Below are 25,563 nucleotides of genomic sequence, written 5' to 3'. Positions count from 1 at the left end.
CCTTATTTAATACAAACAATTGATACTAATAATACAAATATACTTCCACATGAGAACATTAGGACTTAAAGCAAATAGAGTAGCATTACAGCAAGCAGAATTTGAAAGATTGATTCAAAAAGGTTATAAGCTTGAAAAATACGACGATTTAAACATTTTCACCATGACTGATGAAATTAGTACTTGGTTGAAAGTTTTTAGAGGCACAGCAACAAAAGAAATCGTTTACAAAAGATACAAAACCGTAGAGCAATCAAACGAAAAAGTAAAAGAGTTGAAAGCCTCGCACGACAGAAACAAAGCTTATAAAGCTGATCTTAAAAATAACCCCACTAAATCCAGTTCGGCAAACTGCGCTACTGCAATACGTGAAGAATTAAAGAAAGATTTTCCTAACGTTAAATTTTCGGTTAAGTCTTCAAATTTTGCTGGCGGTGATAGTGTTAGTATTACTTGGGCAGATGGTCCGACAACTGAACAAATCGAGGGCATTTCAAGAAAGTACGCTTACGGTCGTTTTGATAGCATGCAAGATCTTTCTTATTCTGTTATTAATGACGCCTTACCGCAGGCGAAATATGTTCAAACACGCAGAGAAATAGGCGACAACGTTAACAAAGTGGTTTTTGATGCTCTAAGAAAGTATTTTCATGAAGATGTTACCGACCACGAAATTAATCAATACAAATACAGAATTATTGAAAAGTCACCAATTCCCGTTGGTGCAGTTGTTACGGGGTTACAAGAAACAAACAAAAGCGGAGCAATTGAAGATACATTTTGTTTAGGCTTTGATTTGTCAAATGTTTCAGAACCTAAAGCCGAAGCCGTAAAGGCAGAATTTGAAAAAGTAGAGGTTGCTGAAGGAGAGATACAAATCATTGATTACAGCGAAAAGGCTATAGCAATTATAGGCGATACAAAACCAATCAAAGACAAGCTTAAGGAATTAGGCGGAAAGTTTAATTTCCGTTTGTCTTGTGGCGCTGGCTGGATTTTTCCAAAAACAAAACTAGCAGAAATAGAAACTTTACTAACTGCATAATCATTAATAAATAAATCATAATAATATGTTTAATCCTGACTTTTACCCAACGCCCAAAGATGTTATATTTTCAATGCTTGAAGGCGTTACAATTGAAGATAAAATAGTTTTAGAACCGTCAGCGGGTAAAGGCGATATTATCGACTATTTGAATGACAACGGAGCGAAAGAAGTTCTTTTCTGTGAGATTAACGAAGACTTACAAAAAATCAGCCAGCATAAAGCAAAATTTATGTTGGCTGATTTTCTTACGCTTGAATCGTCGCACATTTCACACATTGATATGATTGTAATGAATCCGCCATTTAGCGCAGACGAACAGCATATTTCACACGCTTTTAATATTGCCCCTGCTGGCTGTAAAATTATCGCACTGTGCAACGCTCAGACAGTCTTAAATACATATAGTTTAAGCAGAAGAGAATTTAAAAAGACCATTGATTTATATGGACACTTTCAAAACCTTGGCGATTGCTTTGCAGATTCTGAGAGATCAACAGGCGTTGAAATTGGATTGGTTGTTTTACAAAAGCCAGGTGAAAATTATTCGACAGAATTCGAAGGTTTTTTCTTAGAAGATGAAGAAGAGCCACAAGGCAACGGAATAATGAGTTATAACTTAGTTCGTGATTTGGTTAATAGATATGTTGAGAGTATTAAAATATTTGATTGCCAATTAGAAGAAGCCGAAAGAATGAATAAACTTACTACAGGTTATTTTTCTGTAAACATTGGTATGTCAATAACTGATAAAGACAAACCAGTAAAAAGAGCCGATTTTAAAAAGGAAATGCAAAAAAGCGGTTGGAAATTCATTTTTAATAAAATGAACATGAAAAAATTCGCAACAAAAGGCCTTGAAGAGGACATAAATAAATTTGTGGAAACTCAATCACATATACCTTTTACAATGCGTAACATTTATAAAATGCTCGAAATTGTTGTTGCAACTACTGAGCAGAGAATGGATAAAGCTATTTTAGAAGTTTTTGACAAAGTAACAATGCACTACCACGAAAACCGCTTTAGTGTTGAAGGATGGAAAACTAACAGTCATTATCTACTAAATCAAAAATTCATTATACCAAACATGGTAGAATCTGGTTGGTCTGGTCAAGTTTCTAAAAGTAGTTATTCAAATTTTGATAAAATTGAGGATTTACTAAAAGCCTTATGTTATTTGACTGGCGATAACTATGATAAAATGATTGATCTATATCAACACATACGCTATCCTTTTAAAGTAAAAATAAACGACGAGTACGGAGATTATAACACCATGTTTGATTGTTTAAATAAGGCTTGCGATTATGATATGAATCGAAAAAATGAAGGTAAAAGCTCAACTGTTGAGCAATCAAAGGTTGAATGGGGAGAATGGATAAACTGGAACTACTTCAGAATTAAATGCTTTAAAAAAGGAACAATTCATTTTGAATTTTTAGACCGTGAAATATGGGGAAGATTCAATCAAAGGGTTGCCAAAATTAAAGGCTATCCGTTGTATGAAAAAGCACCCGACAAACGCACGGAGAAACAAAAAGAGAAAGCAAAATCTCAGCCACGACCAACGGCATACAGTCCAAAAGTAAAGCCAACAGTATTAAGAACTTTTAAATTAAATCCTGATCTATTTAATAACTAACATCATGAACACGCAATATATTATTTTCATTCCTAAGACCGCAGAAAAAGCGGTCTTAGCGACAACGGAATTATTCGGTCAGAACTTCAAAAGTTATAAGAAGCTTGAAAAAGCCGTGAAGAGTTACGACATTGAGTTTAAAGGTAGTTATCACATTGACACCTTTATAGATGATTTAAATCATGCTCGAGTAGATTCTGAAAATAACACTTTCATACCGGTAACGGTTAATGATAAAAACGAGTATAGAAGATAATGAAGACACAAAAATTCAACGTCAATACAGAAAATAATGAAACGTGGTTAACGCCTCCTGAATTGATCAAATCTTTAGGGGAATTTGACTTAGACCCCTGCTCACCTATTAACCGACCATGGAACACCGCAAAGAATCATTTAACTATTGAAGATGAAAGCCTTTTGCATCCGTGGGAAGGTCGGGTTTGGTTAAATCCTCCTTACGGTAAATACATGGAAAAGTTTTTGCATAAAATGGCATTACACCAAAACGGTATTTCTTTAATTTTTGCCAGAACAGAAACACAAGCTTTTCAAAATTACATTTTCCCATTTGCCGAAAGTATTTTTTTTATTGAAGGCAGATTAACCTTTTACAACGTTGAGGGCAAAAAAGCGGGTTCAAATGCTGGCGCACCATCTGTTTTAATTGGTCATGATGAATTTAATTCGCAAATGATCGAGCAATCAGGTTTAAAAGGGCATCACGTTTATTTAAAGCAAAGGATTTTTATTGCTGGTATTTCATTGGACAATAATAAAGTTTGGCGCGTAATAGTGGGCGAAGCGCTGGAAGAATTAGAAAAAGAAGCTTCTCTTTCTGAGATTTACGAAACGGTTGTAAGACTTGCGCCAAATCGCATTAAATCAAACAAACATTACAAAGCCAAAATCCGACAAGTATTGCAAACTCATTATACTAAAATTTCAAAAGCAACTTATAACCTAAACCCGAATTAAAAAGTTCGGGTTTTTTAATACCTAAAAATATCATGAGAGATTTATTTCAATACCCTGACGGATTACCACAAGAAGTAGTCGAAATTTTTGATCAATATGATTTGTCCGCAGTGAGCTTTGACGACTGTGAAAAAATGGTTGTTGAACTTGAAAAAATAGGCTACACGTTTGAATATGATTTAAGCACAAAACCTTACCATCTAATGCTAATTGAAATTAGAGAAAAATCCAGTAAAAATGTGATTGGACTTATTGACATGAGAAAAGATAAGGACAATAATAATATTTCATCTCCACCCTTAGAAATCAAAACCCGTGATCGTATTACGATAGTAAACCACGATATAAATAGTATTAAAAAGCATAGATAATGAGAACACAGCAAATTCCAGCAAACCAATTAAACCTTTTTGATGCAGTACCAATTGATCACAGTCGATTGGTAACAGACAGAGCAATTGATCTGCTGGAAATGCTAAATGAAGGCAGGAAGAAAGATAAATTCAAAATTGAATATTCTATTCAACAAAACAATTTTATCATTCTAATTGCAACTAATGTCCTAAAGGAAATTGCTTGCAATGCGGTCGACATATATGGAAATGTTCCTAAAAAATTAACTCCTAATTGGAGACATTTTAAGCATGTTGAACAGGATTTAAAACAAGAGTATAACGTTACGATACGATTTTAAAATGATAGCAAAAAGACAAGTTAAAAGAAGAACTCCTTTACAAAAAAAGAGGCACAAAGACCGCACTAAGCATTTACTGGAAATGCATTTATCTTATAAAGAACGCGCAGTTTTAAACATGCAAATTGCAACGTTTATAACTCATGTCAAAACGTTACACGATCCAAATGATTTTATATTATTCTGGTTTGATTTATTTTGTGGCGCTGGTGGTACATCCTCAGGAATACACCATTCAGGAACTAATTCTTTTGTCGCTTCTTGTGTAAATCATGACTTTTACGCACTGGCATCACATGAAAGAAATCACCCTCATTCATTACATTTCTTAGAAGATATCACAGATTTTAAAGTTGTGATCAAACTAAGATATTTTGCAGAAAAATTAGAAAGGGCTTTTCCTAATTCAAAACTTCAGCTTTGGGCGAGTTTAGAATGTACTAATTACAGCAAAGCTAAAGGAGGTCAGGCCAGAAATGCAGACAGCAGAAGTTTAGCTGATCACATGCCAATGTATTTAGAGCATTTAAATTTAGTTTCATTCTGGATTGAAAATGTACGTGAATTTATGTCTTGGGGTCCGCTTGACGACAAAGGAAAGCCAGAGTCCAGGAATGCTGGAAAAGATTATTTACGTTGGTTAAAAGTTATTGAAACATATGGTTTTAAAACAGATCCTAGAATATTAAACTCAGCAAATTTTGGTTCTTATCAATCACGAGAAAGGCTTTTTATTCAATTTGTTTCAAAAGGTTATCCAATTGCATGGCCAGAACAAACACATACTAAAGATCCTGTTGAGAGTTCAATGTTTCCAATGGAAAAATGGAAAGCCGTAAAAGATGTGCTTGATTTGGAAGATGAAGGAAAAAGCATTTTCGAAAGAAAAAAACCACTTGCTGATAATACTTTGGACGTTATTGGAAAAGGAATTGTTAAAGCTATGAAAGAAGGCGAAGACCTTTTTCTTTTTAAATATTATGGTAATGGCGACAATTACAGCTCAATAAATAAACCTTGCGGAACTGTAACGACTAAAGATCGATTTGCTAAAATTCAGCTGATTTTTAACCAATATAAAACTGGTACAATTAGCTCTATTAATAAACCTTCTGGAGCATTAACAACCAATCCAAAGCAAAACGTATTAACTTTTATTTTAAATCCTTCTCACGGAGGACACACGCAGTCAATAAATAAACCAAGTCCAACAATCATTGCAAGACAAGATAAAGCACCGCTTTACTTAATCAATGTATTGATGGAAGAATACGGAATTATTGATATTAAAATGCGTATGGTTAAGATTCCGGAATTAAAACAAATTCAGGGATTTTCTAAGCATTATAAATTAATGGGCAACCAAGCCCAGCAGAAAAAGCAAATTGGAAATGCTGTCGATGTTTGGCAGGCCACGGCACTTTCGAAGTGTAGCTATGATACACTTAAGAAACATTTACTAAAAGCAGCTGCCTAAATTATTCTTTTAACCAATCTAAAATCTATTATCATGACAAGCACATTATCAATTATCGGAATTATCATTTTTACCGCTACCTTTTATTGTCTTAAGGACACGATTGTAGAAGGTTTAAGCGATTTTAAATCTTCAAAATTAGATCGTTCAAAAGCACGAAAGCAAGTTGAAAGAAGAAAACTCGTAAGTGTTTTACAAGATACTCTTAGAGTGCTTCTTATTCTCTACATAATTTTTGAAATCGGATTTCACTTTTTTAAACAATTAAACTTTTATTAAAATTAGTATCAATTATTTATACTATTAGTATAAATTTGAAAACTCCAAATATCATGCAGGAAAAGAAAAAAGAGATAATTACGATTATCATTTTAATCGTATTGACAATTTTAGTATCAATTATCTAATTATTAGAAATTATGACAGCAAAAGCACTAGCAAAGACCGATGATTTTTATAATTGGTTTAAAGAAATGGGCGGTAATATGATTACGAAAGAACCTGAAAAGCTTAATGAAAATTTGCACAAAGTTCCGCTTCAAGTTGGAAGTACCTTGAAAGCAAATGCACAACGGATTAAAGAAATGTACAATCACAAATTTAAGCAAAATGGACATTATTAAAAAACTCGAAAACGTGGACGTTGAAAGCTTAGATGCTTTTGAAATCACGATGTACAACGAGTATTTAAGGAAAATGAGCAAATCAGAAGCTCTACAAATCATCATTAATAATGTTGAAGGTGATTATACTCAATTAAGTGATTCTCTTGCAGAAATTGCCCAAGAACAGAACAACGAATAGTTTACCATGGAGAAATATAAAACTATTTATGCAGATCCACCATGGCAAACAAAAGCGGGTCGAGCAATGAACGGCTACAAGGTCGTTGATGGTAAACAAATTTTCAATTCTATAGATAATTCAAGCCGACAACTTAGCTATCAAACAATGACTGTTGATGAAATATGCTCTCTTCCAATTGGGAAACTTGCCGAAGACAATGCGCATTTATATATGTGGGTAACTAACCAGTATTTAATGCAAGCGGAAAAAGTTATTAAGGCATGGGGATTTAATTATTCGACAACTCTTGTGTGGGCGAAAAATGCAATGGGCGGAGGTTTAGGCGGTAACTATAGAATTACTACTGAGTTTCTGATTTTCGCTACAAAAGGAAGCCTTAAAGCGAAAGAAAAACATACTGGCACTTGGTTCAATGTTAAACGTGAATATGAGAATGGCGCTCCTTGTCATTCTAGAAAACCTAAGTTTTTTTCCGAATTAATAGAAAAGGTTTCTTCTGGTCCATATTTAGAAGTTTTTGCAAGAAAACAGCATGAAGGCTGGGATGTATTCGGAAACGAAATCGAAAATTCAATTACAATTTAAAAACAACTATTAATTAAATACCAAAAACGTAAAAATGGGAAATTCAAAACAAACAATTGAAGAAAGAGTAAAATTTTTAATCTCTGACAAACTTGGAGTTGACTTGGAAGAAGTAACAAACGATTCGTTATTAGGCGATCATTTAGGTGCTGACAGTCTGGACACGGTTGAAGTCATTATGGAGATTGAAAAGGAATTCAATATTGTCATTTCTGATGATATAGCCGAAAACCTTGAAACTGTTCAACAACACATTAAAATTGTTGAGAAGCTGTACACGGAAGAAATTGAGGTCGATTTGGAGAACGAAAACACGGTAGAAGGTGTCTAATTCTAGGCGTGTTTTAATATCGGGTAGTGGCTTAGTCGCTACCCATTTATTTAACGCTTTAACGGCTTCTCCAACCATAATATCAAATGAACCTCCGCCAATTCCTTTCAAGCCTTATGAAATCGAACCAATGCTTCCCTATGGCGAACCAAAGTCAGGCAGAGATTTAAGACGAGAACGAAGAAAATCTAATCGTAAACCTAAAAAGTGATGAAAGATTCAGAAGCTATCTATGTGACATTAGGCGGTAACCAATTAAAAGAAAAGCCGTACCGCGAACAGATTAAGAATTTCTTAAAATGTAACGGTCTGCCTTTCTTTTTTGTATGGTCAATGAACTTAAAACCTCAACGGGAATTTGTTTGGGTTTATATCGTAATAGGAAATAAGGTGCGCTGGCGTGCTCGTTTTATTGGTTGGGATGATCGACATACTATTTTAGTAAATAACGATTCAAAAGAGCTTAAATCAAAGCATTTTGCACAGTTAATTGATTTTGAGAAACTACCATTTCCATACGAACAAAGAAAAGGATTTCAGGGATTTAGATACAAAACATAATTCATAAAACATGACAACAATCAATAGTCTTTCAGGAGGACCGACGAGCTCTTATTTAGCAGTACATCATCCGGCAGACGTTGAAATGTTTGCTATGGTTTGTGTTGATGATCATAATGCAGCAGGATGGCTAAGGAGAGATAAAAAAGCATTGCAGTACGCTAATGATAAGCTTGAAAGTTTCATTCCATATTACGGTGAATTCCGAGCTACTGCAGAAGATCCAATTATTATCTACACCATGATGCAATTAGAGCAAAAACTTGGTAGAGAAATAAAGTGGGTACGAGGTTTATCTTTTGAAAACATGATCAATAAAACTTCGGTTTTACCAAATCAATACTGGAGGTTTTGCACAACGTACTTAAAGCTAATTCCCATTTTTGAATATTGCTATATAAATTTTGGTGAAGATGTCTTAATGCGTTTAGGGATTAGACATGATGAAGAAGAACGCCGAGAAACCATAAACAACAAATTTGAATTTCCTTTTTCATGTAATAATTACGGACAAAAAAGGCAAAATTGGAAAGAAGTTGAATGGCGAAACGTCGAATATCCATTAATAGAATCCTTTACTACAAATTATCATGTTAACAAATTTTGGACTAATGAGAATGATGTCATTTTTGCCGAAGATACTAATTGTCAAATGTGCTTTTGGAAAGATGTTCAACAACTACGCAAGAACTTCGATAAAAACCCGCAAATAATGCATTGGGGAGCCGTTCAGGAAGTATTAAAAGATGCAACGTTCAAAAAAGAAATGTCATTACTTGATGTAAAAACAATAGGCATACAGATGGATTTTAATTTCGGCACTGGCGCTGAAGGTTGTAAATCTGGCTGGTGTCGAGGTTAAAAACAAAAATCATGTTAGATCCTAATAAAACTTACAGTCGTACAGCGAGCATTGTTTACGACGAAAATGGTATTCAGGTACTCAAATTCAATTCTTACTTACCTGATTTTACAAAACTATCAGTTGATGCCATAAACTACATGAACAGATATATGTCAGCTTCTCCTGAAAAGTTTGAAATATTCAGTCAGGAAGCTAATAAAGAAAATGATCAACAACTACAATTATTTTAAAAATGGAATACACAGAAGAAGAAATTGAAAAAGAAATTGAAACTAGGGTTAGATTTAAAATGAATGAATTATTAGCAGGAGTTTCTAATGTTTCAAAAATGAATTGGCAAAAAGCTTTTCATTGTATGAATCCTAAATATCATCACTATTCGGAAGCTTTCGCTCAACTGGGAACTATGTTTGAAAAAGAACTATTCATGGCATACCCATATAAGTTTAATGAGAAACAAGAAACCGAATGGAAAGAAAAAAGAAATAAAACTATTGACAAAATTGTCAACAGACTGAACTTAAGAGGAACGAGAGATTGTGTTGCTATTGAGAAGTTTCTTTATCACGAATTAGAAAAACTAAAAACCGTTTAGCACAATGAAAGAAGAAACTATAGAAAAGCAATGGATTCAAGTAGTAGGAAACACTATTTATCAACAGATAAAAGAATATATCGATGAAAATGGTTGGCTAAAAGATTGGATTAAACCAATACCACCGCAGTTACTTTTCATGTTTGATGGTCGATACAATGATAACGAATTGCGACCAAGAACCCTTCGAGGAATTGATGACAATTTAGGTTGGTCAAAACCAAAAAAAGATGGACTACCAAAGAAAACAGGCATTTATATTTTTCTGTGCGCTAAAAACATTCAGCACACATTTTATTTGAGTTTGCCACTTTCTAAGGAAGATGTTAATCATTACAAAAATGATTTCACGCACTATAAACCATTAAAACCGGAGCCTTTACCGCTTCACTAAGCTTATGGAAATTATTAGCAGAACGAAGCCAAAAGCACTCAAAAATCATATTTGCGATTGGTGCAATTGCAAAATAAATAAAGGAACTGTTTACGAAAGTAGCTTTTGTGTTCAGGACGGAGACACTTATACTTGGAAGAATCACACTCATTGCGAAAATATTGCCAGTCATTTAAAAATGTTTGATCATGATGATGGCTATGGAGTAACTGACGAAGCTTTTCAAGAAACAATAAGAGAAGAATATATTCGAATTATGTCAATACATCATTCTGAAATTTATGAGTATGAGCATTTTAAATATCCGGATTTCGAAGGCCAACTCAAATTTGTTTGTGAGTTTCATAAAGTTGAATTTAATATTTAAGGTCATGAAAAAAGAAGAGACAAAATTATATTTCAGAAATGTAGATTCTACAAATTGCGAAACTATTGAAGACATTCTACACGATGCAAAACTTGATGAATTAACTGAAATTACAGTTTTAGAAGCTGATCCGGATAATGATACAGCAGATCATATCTGGTGCAATATCTATGATGCAGTATCAAAATGCGATTGTAAAAAATCGTTATGTTCTGCTTATGAATCAAAATCAGGACGTGGAAAATGTAAAAATAAAGGTAATTTATATTTTCATGGCGACGAAGTAACTTTTAATGTTGAGACTGGCGAACTACTCGAGAAATTAGAGTAGTTCATTACACTAATTCGTAATAAAGCAATTTATTACATAAATACGTAATAAAATCATGGTAAAAATTCATGAGTTGAAAACATGGCAGAAATATTTTGTTGATATTTTCTGCGGATTGAAAAACTTTGAATTACGAAAAAATGATCGTGATTTCAAAGTTGGCGATGAAGTCCTTTTAAAAGAATATGACGCCTTTAAGAGAGAATATACAGGCAGAATTTTACACCGTAGAATAGATTATATATTGCATGGTGGTCAATTTGGACTGGAAGAAGGATATGTAATTTTAGCATTAAGTAAACTTTAAAAATTATGAAATGCCATTACACATTCGATCCAAAAACGGCTAAAAAAGTTTTCATTCCTATGTGTTATGGCACGGTTGACACCAAGGATATAACTGACTGTCATTGTCCTGATCCCTTAACAGAGCATCATTTTCAAAAAGAGAGATATAATGCTGTCCTGAAACAGAAAAACGAATCTATTGCAGATATGCAAGCCGAAATTAAACACTTACATACTGTAATTAATAGTCTAAAAAAGAAAATAAAATGAAATCAAAAGAAACAAGAAATCAAGCCAGAATTGAAATACTAAATTTTATAATCCAGTTTTGCACAGTTAAATGTTTTGGTCCAAATTCATTTTCATTTGGTGAGGAAAAAACCTCTTTTCATGGAAGTCATTTTAACAAACAAGATCCACCCATTGGAAGTTTGTGCATGTTGCAATCAGCTCCAACAAGTGTATATTACTTAGGCTGGTTAAGAGATATAAAGGCATCTGAAAGTAGGTTTTCAACTCAGTTTTTAATAGAAAGTATTGAAGACGGAACAAGGTGTTGGTGGTCAAATGTCGGAATATGGCATTTACCTTTAGAACAAACAGACAAGTTTCCAGAATGGCAATGGACTGATAAGCAATTTGCGTTTAAGAAAAAATGGCATAATTGCTTTAAGAGAAGATCAGCATATGGACTTAGAAGCTTAAATCCCGTTTTTAATGAAGATGGGAGTGTTACGTTAATGATAAGAAAGATGTGGTCAAATGATATTTTTAAAGAAAAAACTTTTGAAAGTTGGAAGAAGGTTCTTTCAAAACAATTACTAGAATTTTACGATGAAACTTTAATAGAATATAATAAAAAGTAAACTATCATGCCTACTGAAATGCAAAAATTCGCAAAGTTTGTTACAGATAAACGAACTGCATTAGGAATTTCTACTGCTGATTTATCTGAAACTATTTTTGGAAACCGCAAAAATAAATACTTGTATGATCTAGAAAAAGGATCTAGAAAAGGTATCACTATCGACATGATGGAAAAGATTCTTAAAGCTTTAAATACTGAATTAAGATACAATGAACTATAGAACTTAAAAGCCGATAATCTTTATTGATTATCGGCTTTTTTTTGTTTCATTAAATCGATCAATTCCCTTGTCAGCTCATTCTGTTCATTAATAGCTTTTTCGATGTTCTTAAGCGTTAGAAATGATTCCAGACTATAATCAATACCATCCTTTGGTAAAGCAGTTCCAAATAAATTAGCCTGGCTTTGTACTAGTTTTGCGTTTTCCTGAATAATTGGAAGCTTACCTTTCTTTAAATACCAATAACTTACCGTTGGAAACTTCTTAATGATTTTATCAATCAAATCGTCGCTTATATTGTTCCTGTCATTTAAAATATGAGCAATAGTTGAATGGCTTTTATAGCCTAATTCATTTGCAAAAGCTAATGCAGAAAATCTTAATTCCGCTAAAAGACTCTTCATTATTTCTGAATCTGGTCTTTCTTTTAAATCGTTTTTTGACATTTTCGTTGTATTTAATTTCCCTATATTATTTTTGTAAAATTCCCGTTTGTAACATTATTTTTCTAAGTTCAGATTTATTTTTAATCTCTCCTTTAAAAAAATTCTCCTTTCTGAAACTTGTTTCGTAAATATATGTTTTATAATCAGGATCAAACTCTAATTCATAATTCTCTAAATTTCCTGATAAAGCATATGTGTCGTGACCTATTTGGCTCCAACCTAAACTTTCAATATCTTCCCTATCAAGGCATTTCACTCTGATTTGTTTATTGTCGATACCTTTTAAAAAGAAACTTTTCCTCCATCCGTCAACTTCTTTATAAGTAAACATTTTTACTGTGTCAACATGAAATAAATTATCTACATATTCAAAACCTTCGTGAAATTCTTGAAATTCAGGAGTATAATATTTTGCTTCCATATGCTTACTAATTAGCTTCTTTTAAATATTTGTTATCCCAAACTTTTTTCAATACCTCAGCATGCTCTCTATTCGTTTTCTTAATATAGTCCAGCATCTGTTCTTCTGATTTCCATCCACAAATAGACATTAACGTTGCATTTGAAACAGTACCAAAAGTATTAGTTGCAAAACTTCGGCGACAAATATGCGAAGTGATAAGCTCATGTTTCGGATATAAATCTACTACTTTTCTTTTTATATCAGTATTAGGGTCGATTTTCATTACTCCACCCATCATCATTTTATTGAACTCCAAAACTTCAGCTATTTTTTTAATATGCTTATTAAATTTCTGATCTGAGACCTTCTCAGGTAATTTACCTTCACGTTTCTTTAAAATTTCCTTTATCATCCAGTGAATAGGAATAGAAACAAAAGTTTTTGTTTTTTCCGTCTGAATTTCTATGTAATCGTCGTCAAAATTATCAATTTTTAATTTTGATAAGAAATCTGAAACACGTAATCCGGTCCATAATCCAATAATTAAATTATCTCTCGCATTATCTAAAACAGAATTTTTTGAAAAATCATGAGCATAAATTTTACTTATTTCAAATTCATCGAAATATGGCTCTTTATAATCAACTGTAGATTGTTCAACAAAAACTCTATTTTTATATGATTGATCAATGACTATATTTTCTGCTTCTGCCCTACCACAAAAAAACTTAAATCTTCCAACCATTCTTTTTGCTGTTTTTGAAGCGTACCCTTTTCCGGAAAGAAATTCCGAAAATTTATCTAATAAAAGTTCATTAATCTGGATAAACCTGATTTTGTCCTTTCCTTCAAAAAGTTTAACCTGGTCATTTAAAATAGAATAATGCTGTATCGTTTCAGTAGACATATATTTATTAGCAGCTACTTTAAATTTTGGTGCTTTTTCTTTCATCCACCAATCAGCAAAATCGCTTAAATATATTTTATGTAAATCAACTACTTTTTTAAGTTCTCCTGAAGGTCTTTTATAAAATTTAGCGATTGATTTTTCAAGCCAAATTTTATTTAAAATTTCACCTTCCATAAAATCTAAATTAGCAGCACTTTCAACATGCAATTTTAATTCAACTAATTTTCTATTGATTTTATCGCGATCCGGTACAGCAATAACATTTTTGATTTTCTGATTTTTTTGATCCCAAAAGTCAGGATTTACAGAAACTTTAATTCCAGCATCAATATCAATAGCTCTTCCACTAAGATATCTTAATCTGATTTCAGACGGATTTTTTTTACCAACAATTCGGTATTTAACTGTAGCCATTTTTTCGTTTGTTTAATAAATAGAATTGCTTTTCCCAAGGCAATCCATCCCGACAATATCCCGACATCGCTAAGCGAATACAAATATATTGCACTGCAAATATAATTATTTTATACTAATAATATCAGTTTACATTAGTTTTTATTTGTTTTCGTGCAAATCTAGTACAAATTCGTGTTCCCACCGTGGTCACTTCATTAAATTAGAAAAAGCTAAACACTAACAATATTTTAGGTGTTTAGCTTTTTTTTGTACTATTAAAAAACAAATAAGGTACAAAAGTTGTGTCGAGATGAAAAATCTCGCAAAGTCGCAAAGCCGCGAAGTTTAAAAAAGGTCAGACGCTCGTAATTCCTCTTCGCCAGAAAACAACATTATACTCCAAAATTATTTCCATTCGCTTTTGCGAATTTAAAGCTGACTGGTTTTTGAAACCTGTCAGCTTTAAATTCACTAGTATTTTTAACTATAAGGAATGCAAAGGAAAATCAAAGACAAATTTACATCTCTTATGTAATATAATTTTTTACTCTCCAAATACAATTCCACACTTATCGTTTTTAAACCATATAAGTAATATAAGTTCATTAAAGTGTCAGCGCTTAAAATGACATGAACTTATATTACTTATATGGTTTAATCTTTTTTATTCCCTTTTTTAAAGTATGACTTCATTTTAAAGCTAAATGATTTCAGAAAATAAGTTCTGAACTTATCTCTGGAATTTCATTTTTAAACTTTAAGATTAAAATCTTCGCTCATAAACTCCCGATCTTACAAAGCTAATTCTCCTAAACCCTAGCAAACAATAAGAATTGAACTACATCTGAACCTATCTTAAAATAAAAAAGCAAAAAAAATAAAACTCCAAACCACACGTTTTCAGAAAAATAAAAAAAGATATGAACTAATGCAAAATTAAGTACACCTAAACACTTGGAAACTTCAATAAAAAGTCCTTATATTTGCACCCGCGTTCAGAAAGCAAATGAATGACTCGATAGCTCAGTTGGTAGAGCACATCACTTTTAATGATGGGGTCCTGGGTTCGAGCCCCAGTCGGGTCACAAAAGGTCAAGTAATTTATTTTACTTGACCTTTTTTTATTTCTGCTATTTTGGAGAGACACTCTTACTATTAAAATCCCAAACCATATAAGAACAACTTTGCGACGACAAGAATCAAGTTCAAAAGTTGTGGAATAATTTTTAGAAATTTCCTTTTGTTAGAAATAGCAGATCTTATACTTTTTTACCACAGCTTTTTAAGGCTCTAATTTCCCAACTTCTTGCTTTGATGATCTCGCAAAGTCGTCAAGCCGCCAAGTTTTTTCTACTTTTTCATTAAAACTTTGCGGTTTTGCGACTTTGCGAGATTTTTACATCCCCACAACTTTTAGATTTGATCCCAGAACAGACTGTAAAACAGATCACACAAACTACACGCACAAAAAATTTTCATTTGCTAACCATAATTTTACAAAAGCACTTCTGTTAGAAATAAATCTTTCCTAAATTCGTTCCTAATTAATTAACCTACTAATCCCAAATTAGTTTATGAAACATTTATTTTTTCTATCATTTATGATGATTACGTTTTCGAGTTTTGCACAATCTGCAACCGGTTATTTTGACAAAGCCCTAAAGAAAGCAGAAGCCGGAAACACAAAAGGCGCCATTGCAGATTACACCAAAGCAATTAGTATGAACTCCAAATTTGTTGAAGCTTACCAAAACAGAGGTGTTGCGAAACTAAAGTTGAATGACTTAAAAGGAGCTTCAGCCGATTTCAGTAAAACAATTGATTTAGACAGCATGAATGCAGATGCCTTTACAGGTAGAGCCAATGTAAATTACAAATTACAAAATTATCAAGGCACTATAGAGGACTGTACTGCTTCTCTTGGCTTAAATCCTAAAGATTATATTGCTTACAACCTAAGAGGTCTGGCTTATAATAAAATTGGAGATAAAAAGAACTGCTGCAAAGATTTCTCAAAAGCGATTGAGCTAGGCAGCCAAAGCGCTATAAAAAACAAAGCTACTTTTTGTAAATAGTATCTAACAGCACTCTAACAATACACTAAGCAATCTGTGGTCATCAAGTACCGCAGATTGCTTTTTCATTTTACAGGGCTCTTAATTTCATCTAAAAGTTATCCTTACATTTGTCCTCAAACAAAACAGCAATGGTACTTCTTAAAAAAATAAACAACAAAGCTAAAACAGATCAAAACTCCGGTTTTGGAACCAATGCAAACAGTTATGGCGGAAGATTCGTAAACAAAAACGGTACTGCCAATATAGAAAAAAGAGGCATGCATTTATTGCGTCGCATTAGCTGGTACCATACCATGATCGACATGCCTAACTGGAGATTCCTGTCTATTTTGTTTAGTTTTTATATCGCAATCAATTTTGTTTTCGCCGTTCTTTATTATGCAATCGGCATAGAACACCTGGACGGAATTACAACATCTGGCGGCCTTTTGGACCAATTTGGGCAAGCTTATTTTTTTAGCGCGCAAACCTTTACCACGGTAGGCTACGGACATATTAGTCCAACCGGCTTTCTAACAAGTGCCTTATCTGCAGCAGAGGCTTTAATTGGATTATTGAGTTTTGCAATTGCGACGGGTTTATTCTTTGGAAGATTCAGTAAACCGACTGCTTTTTTAAAATTTTCACACAATGCACTAATTTCACCTTACGGACAAAACAAAGCTTTAATGATCCGTCTCGTTCCTTTTAAAAACACCAATTTCACAGACGCAACAGCAAAAGTAACTTTAGGAATGAGCATTGAAGAAGATGGCAAAATGACCAACAAGTTTTATTCCTTAGCATTAGAACTAAGTCATATAAACGCACTTTCGTTAAGCTGGACACTCGTACACCCTATAACCGAAGACAGTCCGTTATATAATTTCACTGAAGACGATTTTAAGAAAATACATGGTGAAATCCTGGTCTTCATTACCACTTTTGATGATATGTTCAGCAATACCGTAGCAGCAAGCACCTCGTATACTTTTGATGAAGTTGTTTACGGTGCCAAATTCGAAACTATGTACGACAGAAGTGATGACGGCTCTAAAACCATTCTGCATTTAGACAAATTAAACCGTTTTGACCCCGTAAACCTTGTATAAACTATCATTTTAGGATTGTTTTAAGACGGTATCTCGGATTTTATTTTATTTTTGTTTACTTAATCACCAAAAATGGTAAACAACATAAAAACTGTTTTCAGCATTAAAGACCTTGAGAACTTATCCGGAATAAAAGCACATACCATTCGTATCTGGGAAAAAAGATATAACATTCTTGAACCTATGAGAACGGACACCAATATCAGACTTTATAATCTGCAAAATCTCCAGAAACTTTTAAACATAACATTATTACACGAGTACGGTTATAAGATTTCTAAAATCGCTACTTACCCTGACGAAAAGATCCCACAACTGGTTCGTGAAATCATTTCAAAAAAGAACTCGCAGAACTTCGCCATTACCTCATTTAAAATGGCCATGATGAATTTCGATCAGGAAATATTCTTCAATACTTTTGACTGGTTGATTTCTGAAAAAACATTCAAAGAAGTTTTCAAAGAACATTTTCTTCCCTTATTAAAAGAATTAGGCTTATTATGGCAATCGGAAACCATAACTCCTGCAAATGAGCATTTCATGAGTCATTTAATCAAGCAGAAAATACTCATTTACACCGAAAGCCTTCAAATACAAAAGCCAACCAAAACCGATCGTATTTTTGTTCTTTCCTTACCCTTAAACGAAATTCACCAAATCGGATTGCTTTATCTTCAATATGAAATTCTATCTAAAGGCTACAAAACCATTTATTTAGGAGAAAGCATGCCGGTCGAAAACCTGCAGGATCTCACAAAACATTTTGACAATATCACTTTTATATCCTTTATGACTGTTCAGCCGGATCGTAGTGTTATCAATCAATACGTAAAATCAATGGGGCAAAAATTACTTCTAAAAAACAACGAAATCTGGCTTATGGGCAAAATGGTCGAACACATTGACCAGAGAAATTTACCGGACAGAATCCGTATTTTCGATTCTATGGACGAAACAATAGAAAGAATATAAAGTTTTGTTTAAAGTTTTTGTACATTTGTTAAACAAATGAAGAAAACCATCATCATAATAGGGTCTGGCTTCTCTGCATTAGCAGCCTCTTGTTACCTTGCCCAGCAAGGGAACAGTGTTACCATTTATGAAAAAAATGAAACGATTGGTGGTAGAGCCAGACAGTTTAAAAAAGACGGCTTTACTTTTGACATGGGACCAAGTTGGTATTGGATGCCCGATGTTTTTGAACGTTTCTTTAACGATTTCAACAAAAAACCTTCCGACTATTACGAGCTTATTAAACTCAATCCGGCCTACAGGGTTTATTTTGGAGTGGAAGATTTTATAAGTATTTGTGACAACCTTGAAGCGATACAAGCAACTTTTGAAGCCATCGAAACCGGAAGCAGTAAAAAATTAGCCACTTTCATCAAAGAAGCAAAAAGCAATTATGACATTGCCATTAAAGATTTGGTTTACCGCCCCGGAGTTTCTCCTTTGGAATTAATCACCCCTCAGACCGCTTTAAAACTAAATCAGTTCTTCAGCACCGTCAGCCGTGATGTCAGAAAGAATTTTAAAAACGAACGTTTGATTCAAATTCTAGAATTCCCGGTTTTATTTCTTGGAGCAAAACCAACTAAAACGCCATCCTTTTATAATTTCATGAACTATGCCGATTTTGGCTTAGGAACCTGGCATCCGAAAACCGGCATGTTTGATGTTGTACGTGGAATTGAAAAACTGGCTCTTGAACTTGGAGTTATTATTAAAACCAATTCTGTTATTGAAAAAATAGCTGTAACCAATAAAATCACAACCGGAGTACTCATCGACGGAAAACATATTCAAGCCGATATTGTTTTAAGCGGTGCCGATTATCATCATACCGAGACTTTGCTTGACAAACCTCATCGTTCTTATTCTGAAGACTATTGGGAAAGTCGAACTTTTGCTCCCTCTTCCCTGCTCTTCTTTATGGGCTTCGACAAAAAAATAGAAAATACAACACATCACAATCTGTTTTTTGATGTCGATTTTAATCAGCATGCAATTGATATTTACGATCAGCCGAAATGGCCTGAAGCTCCCTTATTCTATGCTAATTTTCCATCAAAAACAGATGAAACTGCAGCACCAAAGGGAATGGAAAGTGCATTTTTCCTGATTCCATTAGCTCCCGGAATTAAAGATACTGAAGCACTTCGAGAAGAATACTTTGAAAAAATAATCACTCGATTTGAACAGATCACGCAGCAAAAAATCAAAAATAATATTATATTTAAGAAGTCATTTTGCAAAAATGATTTTGTAGCAGATTACAATGCCTACAAAGGAAATGCTTACGGAATGGCGAATACCCTATTGCAAACCGCCTTTTTAAGACCCAAGCTGAAAAGCAAAAAAGTCAAAAATTTATTTTTCACGGGGCAATTAACTGTTCCGGGTCCGGGTGTACCGCCAGCCTTAATATCAGGAAAATTAGTAGCTCAGTTAATTCATAAATCTATTAGATCGTAAAAAATGAAATCACTATTTGACACTGTCTCTTACAGCTGCAGCAAATTGGTTACCAAAAACTACAGCACATCTTTCTCCCTCGCCGTACGCATGTTGGCGCCAAGCATTAGAGAAGCCATTTACAGCATCTATGGTTTTGTTCGTTTTGCAGATGAAATTGTCGATTCTTTTCAGGATTACAATAAAGAATATCTAATAAATGATTTTGAAAAAGAATACTACAAGGCAATGGAAATGGGCATTAGCTTAAATCCTATTTTAAATGCATTCCAGCATACGGTAAAACAATACAATATTACAGACGATCTGATTCAGGCCTTTTTAAAAAGTATGAAACTTGATCTCGTAAAATCGACTTACAACACACAAACAGAATATGAAGATTACATTTATGGTTCTGCTGATGCTGTCGGATTAATGTGTCTCAAAGTTTTTGTGGCCGGGAAAGATAAAAAATACGAACAACTCAAAGGGGAAGCGATGCGATTGGGCTCTGCTTTTCAAAAAGTAAATTTTTTACGCGATCTAAAAGAGGACAATCTGATTTTAAACCGTAATTATTTCCCCGGAATCAATTTAAACTCTTTTGATGAAAATGCTAAAAATGCCATTATCAACGAAATTGAAGAAGATTTCAAAATCGCCTATCAAGGCATCGTAAAACTCCCCATTGAAGCTAAATTCGGAGTGTACACCGCCTTTATTTACTATAAAAAACTATTACAGAAACTCAAAAATACGCCTTATTATGAAATTGGAAATTCAAGAATCCGGGTTTCAAATTATACGAAAGCGGGGCTTTTGGCGCAGTCTTTTGTAACTTATAAATTAAAACTGGTCTGATCTTATTTTAATTTTCAGGGTTATTTTTCAGCCCTTTTACTGACAACTATACAAAAACATAAAATGATTTCTTTTTTAATTTTTCTAAGTGTCTTTCTGTTTATGGAATGTGTAACGTGGCTTACGCACAAATACATTATGCACGGCTTAATGTGGTACTTTCACGCAGATCATCACCAACCCAAATACGAACATACTTTTGAGCGTAATGACATTTTCTTTGTCATTTTCGCTACTCCGAGTATTGCTCTCTTTTATTTTGGTGTTGAAGGCGGGTTTAATTATTTATTTTTCATCGCTTGCGGTATTACCCTTTATGGCGTTTGTTATTTTTTAATACACGACGTACTCATTCATCAGCGTTTTAAATGGTTTAAAAACACCAAAAACAAATACCTCATCGGACTACGAAAGGCACATAAAATGCACCACAAACATTTAGGCAAAGAAGACGGAGAATGTTTTGGAATGTTGTTCGTCCCTTTTAAATATTATAAAATGTAATTGTTTTGATACCGATCTCAGAATAAGTGTGTTTGTTTCTATCATTTACTTCTTTTACCACTTAAAACATCCTGCATAGATAGTTTTTGTTTGAACTCCTGACGCAGACGTTACGAATACTCAGAATTATAGTAATACTACACATTATGAAATTATACAAAATAGAAACCACGCAACATATAAATGCAAGTATAGAAGAATGTTGGGATTTCTTTTCCAGCCCAAAAAATCTTCAAACTATTACTCCAGACACTATGCGTTTTGAAATTTTAGATTTCGACAACAAACGCATGTATCCCGGTCAAATCATTACTTATACCCTGAAACCGCTTCTGGGAATTAAAATCTCATGGGCAACCGAAATTACCGTTTCAGTAGAAAATCACTATTTTGTAGACATACAACTTTCTGGTCCTTATAAATTATGGCATCACAAACACTTTTTTGAAACCACGGAAACGGGCGTAAAAATGACCGATATTGTGCATTATGCCTTGCCATTTGGCTATTTAGGACGTATCATGAATAAACTGGTTGTAGCAAACAAACTAAAAGCCATTTTTAATTATCGCTATAGCAAAATCGAAGAGCACTTTAACACAAAAGTACAATGAAACAAAAAGTGACTATTTTCTGGTTCCGACGTGATTTACGATTAGATGATAATATGGGTTTATTCCATGCATTACATTCTTCGTTCCCGGTAGTTCCATTATTTATTTTTGACGAAGATATCCTGGAGAGCCTTCCAAAAAGTGATGCAAGGGTAAGTTTTATATACGATTCACTTCAAAAAATAAACGAAGAGCTTCAATTAACAGGATCTTCCCTTTTAATTAAGAAAGGAAAAACTACTGAAGTCTGGCAATCTCTTTTAACGGAATATGATATCCAAAATGCAACATTCAATAAGGATTACGAGCCTTATGCGATAAAACGGGATTTAGAGATTTGTAATTTATTACAACAAAACAGCATTGCTTTTTCATCGTATAAAGATCACGTGATTTTTGAAGAGAAAGAAATCACCAAGTCAGACGGGCTTCCTTACACGATTTACACTCCATACAAAAACAAATGGCTGGAGAAATACCACTTGAACGGAACTGTGACGGAATGTGACACAAAACCTTTGTTTGCTAATTTTGCTAAAAATCAATTTCAATTCCCGGAATTATCACAAATAGGCTTTGAAAAAAGCACTATAAAAGTACTTCCGCATAACTTAACCCAAATTAAAAGCTATAAAGAAACCAGAGACTTTCCGGCTCTGGACAGCACCTCATATCTTTCTCCTCATTTGCGTTTTGGAACGGTTAGTATTCGGAAATTAGTGAATTGGGCCAACAAAACAAATCAGACTTTTTTGAGCGAATTGATTTGGCGTGAATTTTTTATTCAAATCCTCTTTAGTTTTCCTAATGTTGTCAATCATAATTTCAAATCGGCTTATGATGGCATTCAATGGCGCAATAACGAAGAAGACTTTAAACGTTGGTGTACGGGCACAACCGGATACCCTATGGTCGATGCCGGAATGCGTCAGCTTAACGAAACCGGATACATGCACAATCGGGTACGTATGGTGGTGGCGAGTTTTCTATGCAAACATTTACTCATCAACTGGCAATGGGGAGAGGCCTATTTTGCCGAAAAACTATTAGATTTTGAACTGGCATCAAATGTAGGCAACTGGCAATGGGCCGCAGGAACAGGTTGTGATGCTGCACCCTATTTCAGAGTCTTTAATCCCGAAATTCAACTAAAGAAATTTGATGACAAAGGAATCTACATCCGTAAATGGATTCCCGAATTTGATTTGGGTTATAATGAACCTATGATCGATCATGCTTTTGCAAGAGATCGTGCTATTGCTACTTATAAGGCTGGGATTGTTAAGTGAAAATCCAAAATTTTTAAATTCCAAATTCCAATTTTTGTGGAAGGGTAATTTATCTTAGATTGGGGGATTGGGGAGGTTTTTTTGTTTCAAGTTTCAGGTTTCAGGTTTCAGGTTTTTGCTTCACGCAGATTTGGCAGATTGAGCAGATTTATTCTTGTTTTTTGTCCTTTCGACGAAGGAGAAATCACACAAGCTGCTCCGTTTCAATTTTCCGCAATATTGTCATACTGAGGAACGAAGTATCTTCATGAGATAATCCGTAAAGTGAAGTTCAACGTTATGGATTCAGCAAACGTAGGTCCTTCGTTCCTCAGGATGATAAACTGTATGGAGTTTCTGGTGTTATTTGTCATGCCTTGAAATGGCAAGGTTGCGCGTGTAACATAAAAAGAAATCTGCTCAATCTCCGTGAAGCAAAAACCTGAAACTTGAAACTTGAAACTTGAAACCTGAAACAAAAAAAACCTCCTAATACTTCAAATAATTCTCCACTGTAATTTTCGCCTTCAGATCAAACATTAAATTATACAGTCCAAAGAAAGTTCGATTCATGTAAATAAAGTGCTTAGAACCTCTGTTTCCGTTCATTTTTTTGAGATTCGTATCGTTTGTGAAACGCTCTCCCAGTTTGGCGATGCTATCGAAAAAAGTTTCATCGGCAAAATCAAACGTTTCATTTTGAAAAGGTCTGGTGAAAAGAGATAGTAAATCATGGAACATCTCCGTAAAATATTCAATTTCTGAAGGAGAATCATCCGGACGAAGAATTTCTAATTCGAATAATTTCTGATTAAAAAGCGTCTCGTCTGTAATGACATTTTTATTGATCAACTCAAAATAAGGCACATAAAACTCTTCGGGAATTTGTTTCATACATCCAAAATCAAGTGCAATCAAATGATTTTGATCGTCTACCAAAAAGTTCCCGGGATGTGGATCTGCATGTACCTTTCTTAGAACATGAATTTGATACATATAAAAATCCCAAAGTGCCTGTCCAATTGCATCACCAACTACTTGGTCCGTATTTTTGGCGGTAAATTCAGAAAGGTGTATTCCGGTCATCCAATCCATCGTGATGATTTTCTCTGACGAAAATTCAGGATAATAGTTTGGGAAAAGTATGTTTTCGATTTTACTGCAGGCTTCTACTACTTCCTGGCTTTGTTTTAATTCCAGTAAATAATTTGTTTCTTCGATCAGTTTATCTTCGACTTCTTTAAAATACTTATCAGAGTCTTTCCCTTGCAAATTAAACATTCTGATTGCAATGGGTTTTACCAAAGCTAAATCAGAAGAGATACTATTGGCCACTCCCGGATATTGAATCTTAACAGCGAGTTTTTTATTATTTTTCACCGCTAAATGCACCTGACCAATACTTGCGGCATTTACAGAATTGGCATTAAACTCATCAAAGATTTCGTAAGGTGTTTTTCCAAAATTCGTTTTAAATGTTTTCAGCACCAAGGGCGCAGAAAGCGGCGGTACAGAAAACTGAGACAACGAAAATTTCTCTACATAAGCCTGAGGCAGGAAATTCTTGTCCATACTCAGCATTTGCGCTACTTTCAGCGCACTACCTTTTAGACTTTTAAGTCCGTCGTAAATATCTTCGGCATTATTTTCATTTAGTTTGTCACGAGTCAGATCGGAATTCACCATTTTTTCGGCATAATGCTTAATGTAGTTAACTCCTATTTTTGCACCGGTCTGAACCAATTTACCGGCTCTTTCTATTTTTGAGGTTGGGATATAATCGATTGTTTTCATTATCTGCTGTAAATTTTTTCTTTGAATAAAAATTTTCCAAAATCCAAAAGGTGATTCATTGGCGCTACATTCATTAACTCAAATGACGCATTAACCGATTTTTCGATAAAAATATCTGTTTTCTCAAAACCTGCAGAAGCATCACTCATCCAGAATTTCAGCGTTAACATCAATTGCAACCAAGCCGATTCCTGAATTGTTTTCTCTTGAAATTTCTGAAATCTCTCTTGTTCTAATCTATAATCATCCGTCAAAATTTCAGCAACGTATTCTTTAAAAGCTTCCCGAAGCGAAGTCAGCTGCACCAAATTTTTGATCGGATTAAGATCTGCTTTTAAGGTTTGCAAAACATAACTTCTGTTTGCTGTCAGAATTTCAAAAAAAGTAAAGTAAAAACTCAACATTTTATTTTTCATGTCATACTCTAAGTAGTCTGTGTTTTTATTTAACAAGTCTATAGTATTCGCAAAAAACAATCTAAATATTTCTTTTTCTAAACTCTCAAGTGTTCCGAAAAAGGCATAAAATTCAGCCTCAGTAAAATCTTTCCCTTTTACAAAATGAAATACGGATGCTGGTCTTTTTCCTGCTTCTAAAACATCATTCATATAGATTGAAACAATATCATCTCTGGTAATTATTTTTTTCTTTGTTGCCATTTTATTAAATTTAGATTTTGCCTTAAAGGTA

General features: G+C 33.8%; 36 protein-coding genes and 1 tRNA gene. 32 read left to right on the top strand and 5 right to left on the bottom strand.

The genetic code is table 11. From position 1 onward, the window contains the following. Positions 1-49 precede the first annotated feature (49 nt). From ACHRV3_RS11550 to ACHRV3_RS11440, 23 genes are all read left to right on the top strand, one after another. Positions 50-1,045, top strand: a complete 996-nt coding sequence (locus ACHRV3_RS11550) for an LPD29 domain-containing protein (RefSeq protein ID WP_395434765.1) — start codon at positions 50-52, stop codon at positions 1,043-1,045. A 25-nt stretch (positions 1,046-1,070) separates the two neighbouring features. Then, complete coding sequence (locus ACHRV3_RS11545; protein ID WP_395434764.1) at positions 1,071-2,690, top strand: DUF4942 domain-containing protein; 1,620 nt, start codon at positions 1,071-1,073, stop codon at positions 2,688-2,690. Positions 2,691-2,694: 4 nt separating this feature from the next. Further along, positions 2,695-2,946, top strand: coding sequence for a hypothetical protein (locus ACHRV3_RS11540; protein ID WP_395434763.1), 252 nt, complete (start codon positions 2,695-2,697; stop codon positions 2,944-2,946). Continuing rightward, the gene (locus ACHRV3_RS11535) at positions 2,946-3,668 is read left to right on the top strand and encodes a DNA N-6-adenine-methyltransferase (protein WP_395434762.1); all 723 of its coding nucleotides are present in this window, start codon (positions 2,946-2,948) and stop codon (positions 3,666-3,668) included. Before ACHRV3_RS11540 ends, ACHRV3_RS11535 begins: the two co-directional genes overlap by 1 nt. A gap of 32 nt (positions 3,669-3,700) precedes the next feature. Continuing rightward, a complete protein-coding gene (locus tag ACHRV3_RS11530; protein ID WP_395434761.1) occupies positions 3,701-4,039 on the top strand; it encodes a hypothetical protein in 339 nt (112 codons plus the stop codon). After that, positions 4,039-4,362 carry a hypothetical protein gene (locus ACHRV3_RS11525; RefSeq protein WP_395434760.1) on the top strand — a complete coding sequence of 108 codons (324 nt, stop codon included), beginning with the start codon at positions 4,039-4,041 and terminating at the stop codon, positions 4,360-4,362. Before ACHRV3_RS11530 ends, ACHRV3_RS11525 begins: the two co-directional genes overlap by 1 nt. 1 nt (position 4,363) lies before the next feature. Continuing rightward, complete coding sequence (locus ACHRV3_RS11520; RefSeq protein ID WP_395434759.1) at positions 4,364-5,839, top strand: DNA cytosine methyltransferase; 1,476 nt, start codon at positions 4,364-4,366, stop codon at positions 5,837-5,839. 33 nt (positions 5,840-5,872) lie between these two features. Further along, positions 5,873-6,118, top strand: a complete 246-nt coding sequence (locus ACHRV3_RS11515) for a hypothetical protein (RefSeq protein ID WP_395434758.1) — start codon at positions 5,873-5,875, stop codon at positions 6,116-6,118. A 140-nt stretch (positions 6,119-6,258) separates the two neighbouring features. Next, positions 6,259-6,462, top strand: a complete 204-nt coding sequence (locus ACHRV3_RS11510) for a hypothetical protein (RefSeq protein WP_395434757.1) — start codon at positions 6,259-6,261, stop codon at positions 6,460-6,462. Positions 6,463-6,475: 13 nt separating this feature from the next. Next, complete coding sequence (locus tag ACHRV3_RS11505; RefSeq protein ID WP_395434756.1) at positions 6,476-6,643, top strand: hypothetical protein; 168 nt, start codon at positions 6,476-6,478, stop codon at positions 6,641-6,643. 6 nt (positions 6,644-6,649) lie between these two features. Next, positions 6,650-7,231: an MT-A70 family methyltransferase gene (locus ACHRV3_RS11500; RefSeq protein ID WP_395434755.1), complete on the top strand. Its 582-nt coding sequence runs from the start codon at positions 6,650-6,652 to the stop codon at positions 7,229-7,231. A gap of 34 nt (positions 7,232-7,265) precedes the next feature. Beyond that, positions 7,266-7,562: an acyl carrier protein gene (acpP, locus tag ACHRV3_RS11495; RefSeq protein WP_395434754.1), complete on the top strand. Its 297-nt coding sequence runs from the start codon at positions 7,266-7,268 to the stop codon at positions 7,560-7,562. Positions 7,563-7,772: 210 nt separating this feature from the next. Next, positions 7,773-8,123, top strand: a complete 351-nt coding sequence (locus ACHRV3_RS11490) for a hypothetical protein (RefSeq protein ID WP_395434753.1) — start codon at positions 7,773-7,775, stop codon at positions 8,121-8,123. Positions 8,124-8,133: 10 nt separating this feature from the next. Beyond that, positions 8,134-8,985: a hypothetical protein gene (locus ACHRV3_RS11485; protein ID WP_395434752.1), complete on the top strand. Its 852-nt coding sequence runs from the start codon at positions 8,134-8,136 to the stop codon at positions 8,983-8,985. Between the two features lie 11 nt (positions 8,986-8,996). Beyond that, positions 8,997-9,218 (top strand): hypothetical protein, encoded by a 222-nt coding sequence (locus tag ACHRV3_RS11480; RefSeq protein WP_395434751.1) that lies wholly within the window; start codon positions 8,997-8,999, stop codon positions 9,216-9,218. 2 nt (positions 9,219-9,220) lie between these two features. Further along, the gene (locus ACHRV3_RS11475; RefSeq protein ID WP_395434749.1) at positions 9,221-9,583 is read left to right on the top strand and encodes a hypothetical protein; all 363 of its coding nucleotides are present in this window, start codon (positions 9,221-9,223) and stop codon (positions 9,581-9,583) included. Between the two features lie 4 nt (positions 9,584-9,587). Beyond that, a complete protein-coding gene (locus tag ACHRV3_RS11470) occupies positions 9,588-9,977 on the top strand; it encodes a hypothetical protein (protein ID WP_395434748.1) in 390 nt (129 codons plus the stop codon). 4 nt (positions 9,978-9,981) lie between these two features. Continuing rightward, the gene (locus tag ACHRV3_RS11465) at positions 9,982-10,344 is read left to right on the top strand and encodes a hypothetical protein (protein ID WP_395434747.1); all 363 of its coding nucleotides are present in this window, start codon (positions 9,982-9,984) and stop codon (positions 10,342-10,344) included. A gap of 4 nt (positions 10,345-10,348) precedes the next feature. Further along, the gene (locus tag ACHRV3_RS11460; RefSeq protein WP_395434746.1) at positions 10,349-10,675 is read left to right on the top strand and encodes a hypothetical protein; all 327 of its coding nucleotides are present in this window, start codon (positions 10,349-10,351) and stop codon (positions 10,673-10,675) included. 55 nt (positions 10,676-10,730) lie between these two features. Further along, complete coding sequence (locus ACHRV3_RS11455; RefSeq protein ID WP_395434745.1) at positions 10,731-10,982, top strand: DUF3850 domain-containing protein; 252 nt, start codon at positions 10,731-10,733, stop codon at positions 10,980-10,982. A gap of 5 nt (positions 10,983-10,987) precedes the next feature. Beyond that, positions 10,988-11,233 carry a hypothetical protein gene (locus ACHRV3_RS11450; RefSeq protein ID WP_395434744.1) on the top strand — a complete coding sequence of 82 codons (246 nt, stop codon included), beginning with the start codon at positions 10,988-10,990 and terminating at the stop codon, positions 11,231-11,233. Further along, positions 11,230-11,829 carry a hypothetical protein gene (locus tag ACHRV3_RS11445; protein WP_395434743.1) on the top strand — a complete coding sequence of 200 codons (600 nt, stop codon included), beginning with the start codon at positions 11,230-11,232 and terminating at the stop codon, positions 11,827-11,829. Before ACHRV3_RS11450 ends, ACHRV3_RS11445 begins: the two co-directional genes overlap by 4 nt. Before the next feature lie 6 nt (positions 11,830-11,835). Then, a complete protein-coding gene (locus ACHRV3_RS11440) occupies positions 11,836-12,051 on the top strand; it encodes a hypothetical protein (RefSeq protein ID WP_395434741.1) in 216 nt (71 codons plus the stop codon). Between the two features lie 20 nt (positions 12,052-12,071). On the opposite strand, the gene ACHRV3_RS11435 is transcribed toward ACHRV3_RS11440, so the two are convergent. From ACHRV3_RS11435 to ACHRV3_RS11425, 3 genes are read right to left on the bottom strand one after another with little or no spacing between them, the layout of a single operon-like run. Further along, complete coding sequence (locus ACHRV3_RS11435; RefSeq protein WP_395434739.1) at positions 12,072-12,497, bottom strand: hypothetical protein; 426 nt, start codon at positions 12,495-12,497, stop codon at positions 12,072-12,074. A 25-nt stretch (positions 12,498-12,522) separates the two neighbouring features. Continuing rightward, positions 12,523-12,918, bottom strand: a complete 396-nt coding sequence (locus ACHRV3_RS11430; RefSeq protein WP_395434737.1) for a hypothetical protein — start codon at positions 12,916-12,918, stop codon at positions 12,523-12,525. A gap of 7 nt (positions 12,919-12,925) precedes the next feature. After that, the gene (locus ACHRV3_RS11425) at positions 12,926-14,224 is read right to left on the bottom strand and encodes a phage integrase SAM-like domain-containing protein (protein ID WP_395434736.1); all 1,299 of its coding nucleotides are present in this window, start codon (positions 14,222-14,224) and stop codon (positions 12,926-12,928) included. A gap of 994 nt (positions 14,225-15,218) precedes the next feature. Here ACHRV3_RS11425 and ACHRV3_RS11420 point away from each other — a divergent pair. The 9 genes from ACHRV3_RS11420 to ACHRV3_RS11380 all read left to right on the top strand — a co-directional run bounded on the left by ACHRV3_RS11420 (position 15,219) and on the right by ACHRV3_RS11380 (position 23,100). After that, positions 15,219-15,291 (top strand) — tRNA-Lys (locus ACHRV3_RS11420). Between the two features lie 489 nt (positions 15,292-15,780). Further along, positions 15,781-16,281, top strand: a complete 501-nt coding sequence (locus tag ACHRV3_RS11415) for a tetratricopeptide repeat protein (RefSeq protein ID WP_230003032.1) — start codon at positions 15,781-15,783, stop codon at positions 16,279-16,281. 131 nt (positions 16,282-16,412) lie between these two features. Continuing rightward, positions 16,413-17,375: an ion channel gene (locus tag ACHRV3_RS11410; protein WP_395434735.1), complete on the top strand. Its 963-nt coding sequence runs from the start codon at positions 16,413-16,415 to the stop codon at positions 17,373-17,375. Positions 17,376-17,447: 72 nt separating this feature from the next. Continuing rightward, a complete protein-coding gene (locus tag ACHRV3_RS11405; protein WP_047773849.1) occupies positions 17,448-18,347 on the top strand; it encodes a MerR family transcriptional regulator in 900 nt (299 codons plus the stop codon). Positions 18,348-18,383: 36 nt separating this feature from the next. Next, on the top strand, positions 18,384-19,850 hold the full coding sequence (locus ACHRV3_RS11400; protein WP_395434734.1) for a phytoene desaturase family protein: 1,467 nt from the start codon (positions 18,384-18,386) through the stop codon (positions 19,848-19,850). A gap of 3 nt (positions 19,851-19,853) precedes the next feature. Next, positions 19,854-20,693, top strand: a complete 840-nt coding sequence (locus ACHRV3_RS11395) for a phytoene/squalene synthase family protein (protein WP_395434733.1) — start codon at positions 19,854-19,856, stop codon at positions 20,691-20,693. Positions 20,694-20,756: 63 nt separating this feature from the next. Next, the gene (locus ACHRV3_RS11390) at positions 20,757-21,197 is read left to right on the top strand and encodes a carotene hydroxylase (RefSeq protein ID WP_395434731.1); all 441 of its coding nucleotides are present in this window, start codon (positions 20,757-20,759) and stop codon (positions 21,195-21,197) included. Positions 21,198-21,343: 146 nt separating this feature from the next. Then, positions 21,344-21,811 carry an SRPBCC family protein gene (locus ACHRV3_RS11385; RefSeq protein ID WP_230003037.1) on the top strand — a complete coding sequence of 156 codons (468 nt, stop codon included), beginning with the start codon at positions 21,344-21,346 and terminating at the stop codon, positions 21,809-21,811. Continuing rightward, on the top strand, positions 21,808-23,100 hold the full coding sequence (locus tag ACHRV3_RS11380; RefSeq protein WP_395434730.1) for a cryptochrome/photolyase family protein: 1,293 nt from the start codon (positions 21,808-21,810) through the stop codon (positions 23,098-23,100). Before ACHRV3_RS11385 ends, ACHRV3_RS11380 begins: the two co-directional genes overlap by 4 nt. A gap of 468 nt (positions 23,101-23,568) precedes the next feature. On the opposite strand, the gene ACHRV3_RS11375 is transcribed toward ACHRV3_RS11380, so the two are convergent. Together ACHRV3_RS11375 and ACHRV3_RS11370 are read right to left on the bottom strand one after the other, a co-directional pair. Then, positions 23,569-24,873 (bottom strand): AarF/ABC1/UbiB kinase family protein, encoded by a 1,305-nt coding sequence (locus tag ACHRV3_RS11375; protein WP_047773859.1) that lies wholly within the window; start codon positions 24,871-24,873, stop codon positions 23,569-23,571. After that, positions 24,873-25,532: a TetR family transcriptional regulator C-terminal domain-containing protein gene (locus ACHRV3_RS11370; protein WP_047773861.1), complete on the bottom strand. Its 660-nt coding sequence runs from the start codon at positions 25,530-25,532 to the stop codon at positions 24,873-24,875. The genes ACHRV3_RS11375 and ACHRV3_RS11370 overlap by 1 nt, the downstream gene beginning before the upstream one ends. Between the last annotated feature and the right edge of the window lie 31 nt (positions 25,533-25,563).

Source organism: Flavobacterium sp. FlaQc-49, from assembly GCF_044005985.1.
GTDB classification, from domain to species: domain Bacteria; phylum Bacteroidota; class Bacteroidia; order Flavobacteriales; family Flavobacteriaceae; genus Flavobacterium; species Flavobacterium cupriresistens.
This window is presented reverse-complemented; position numbering and strand designations above follow the sequence as displayed.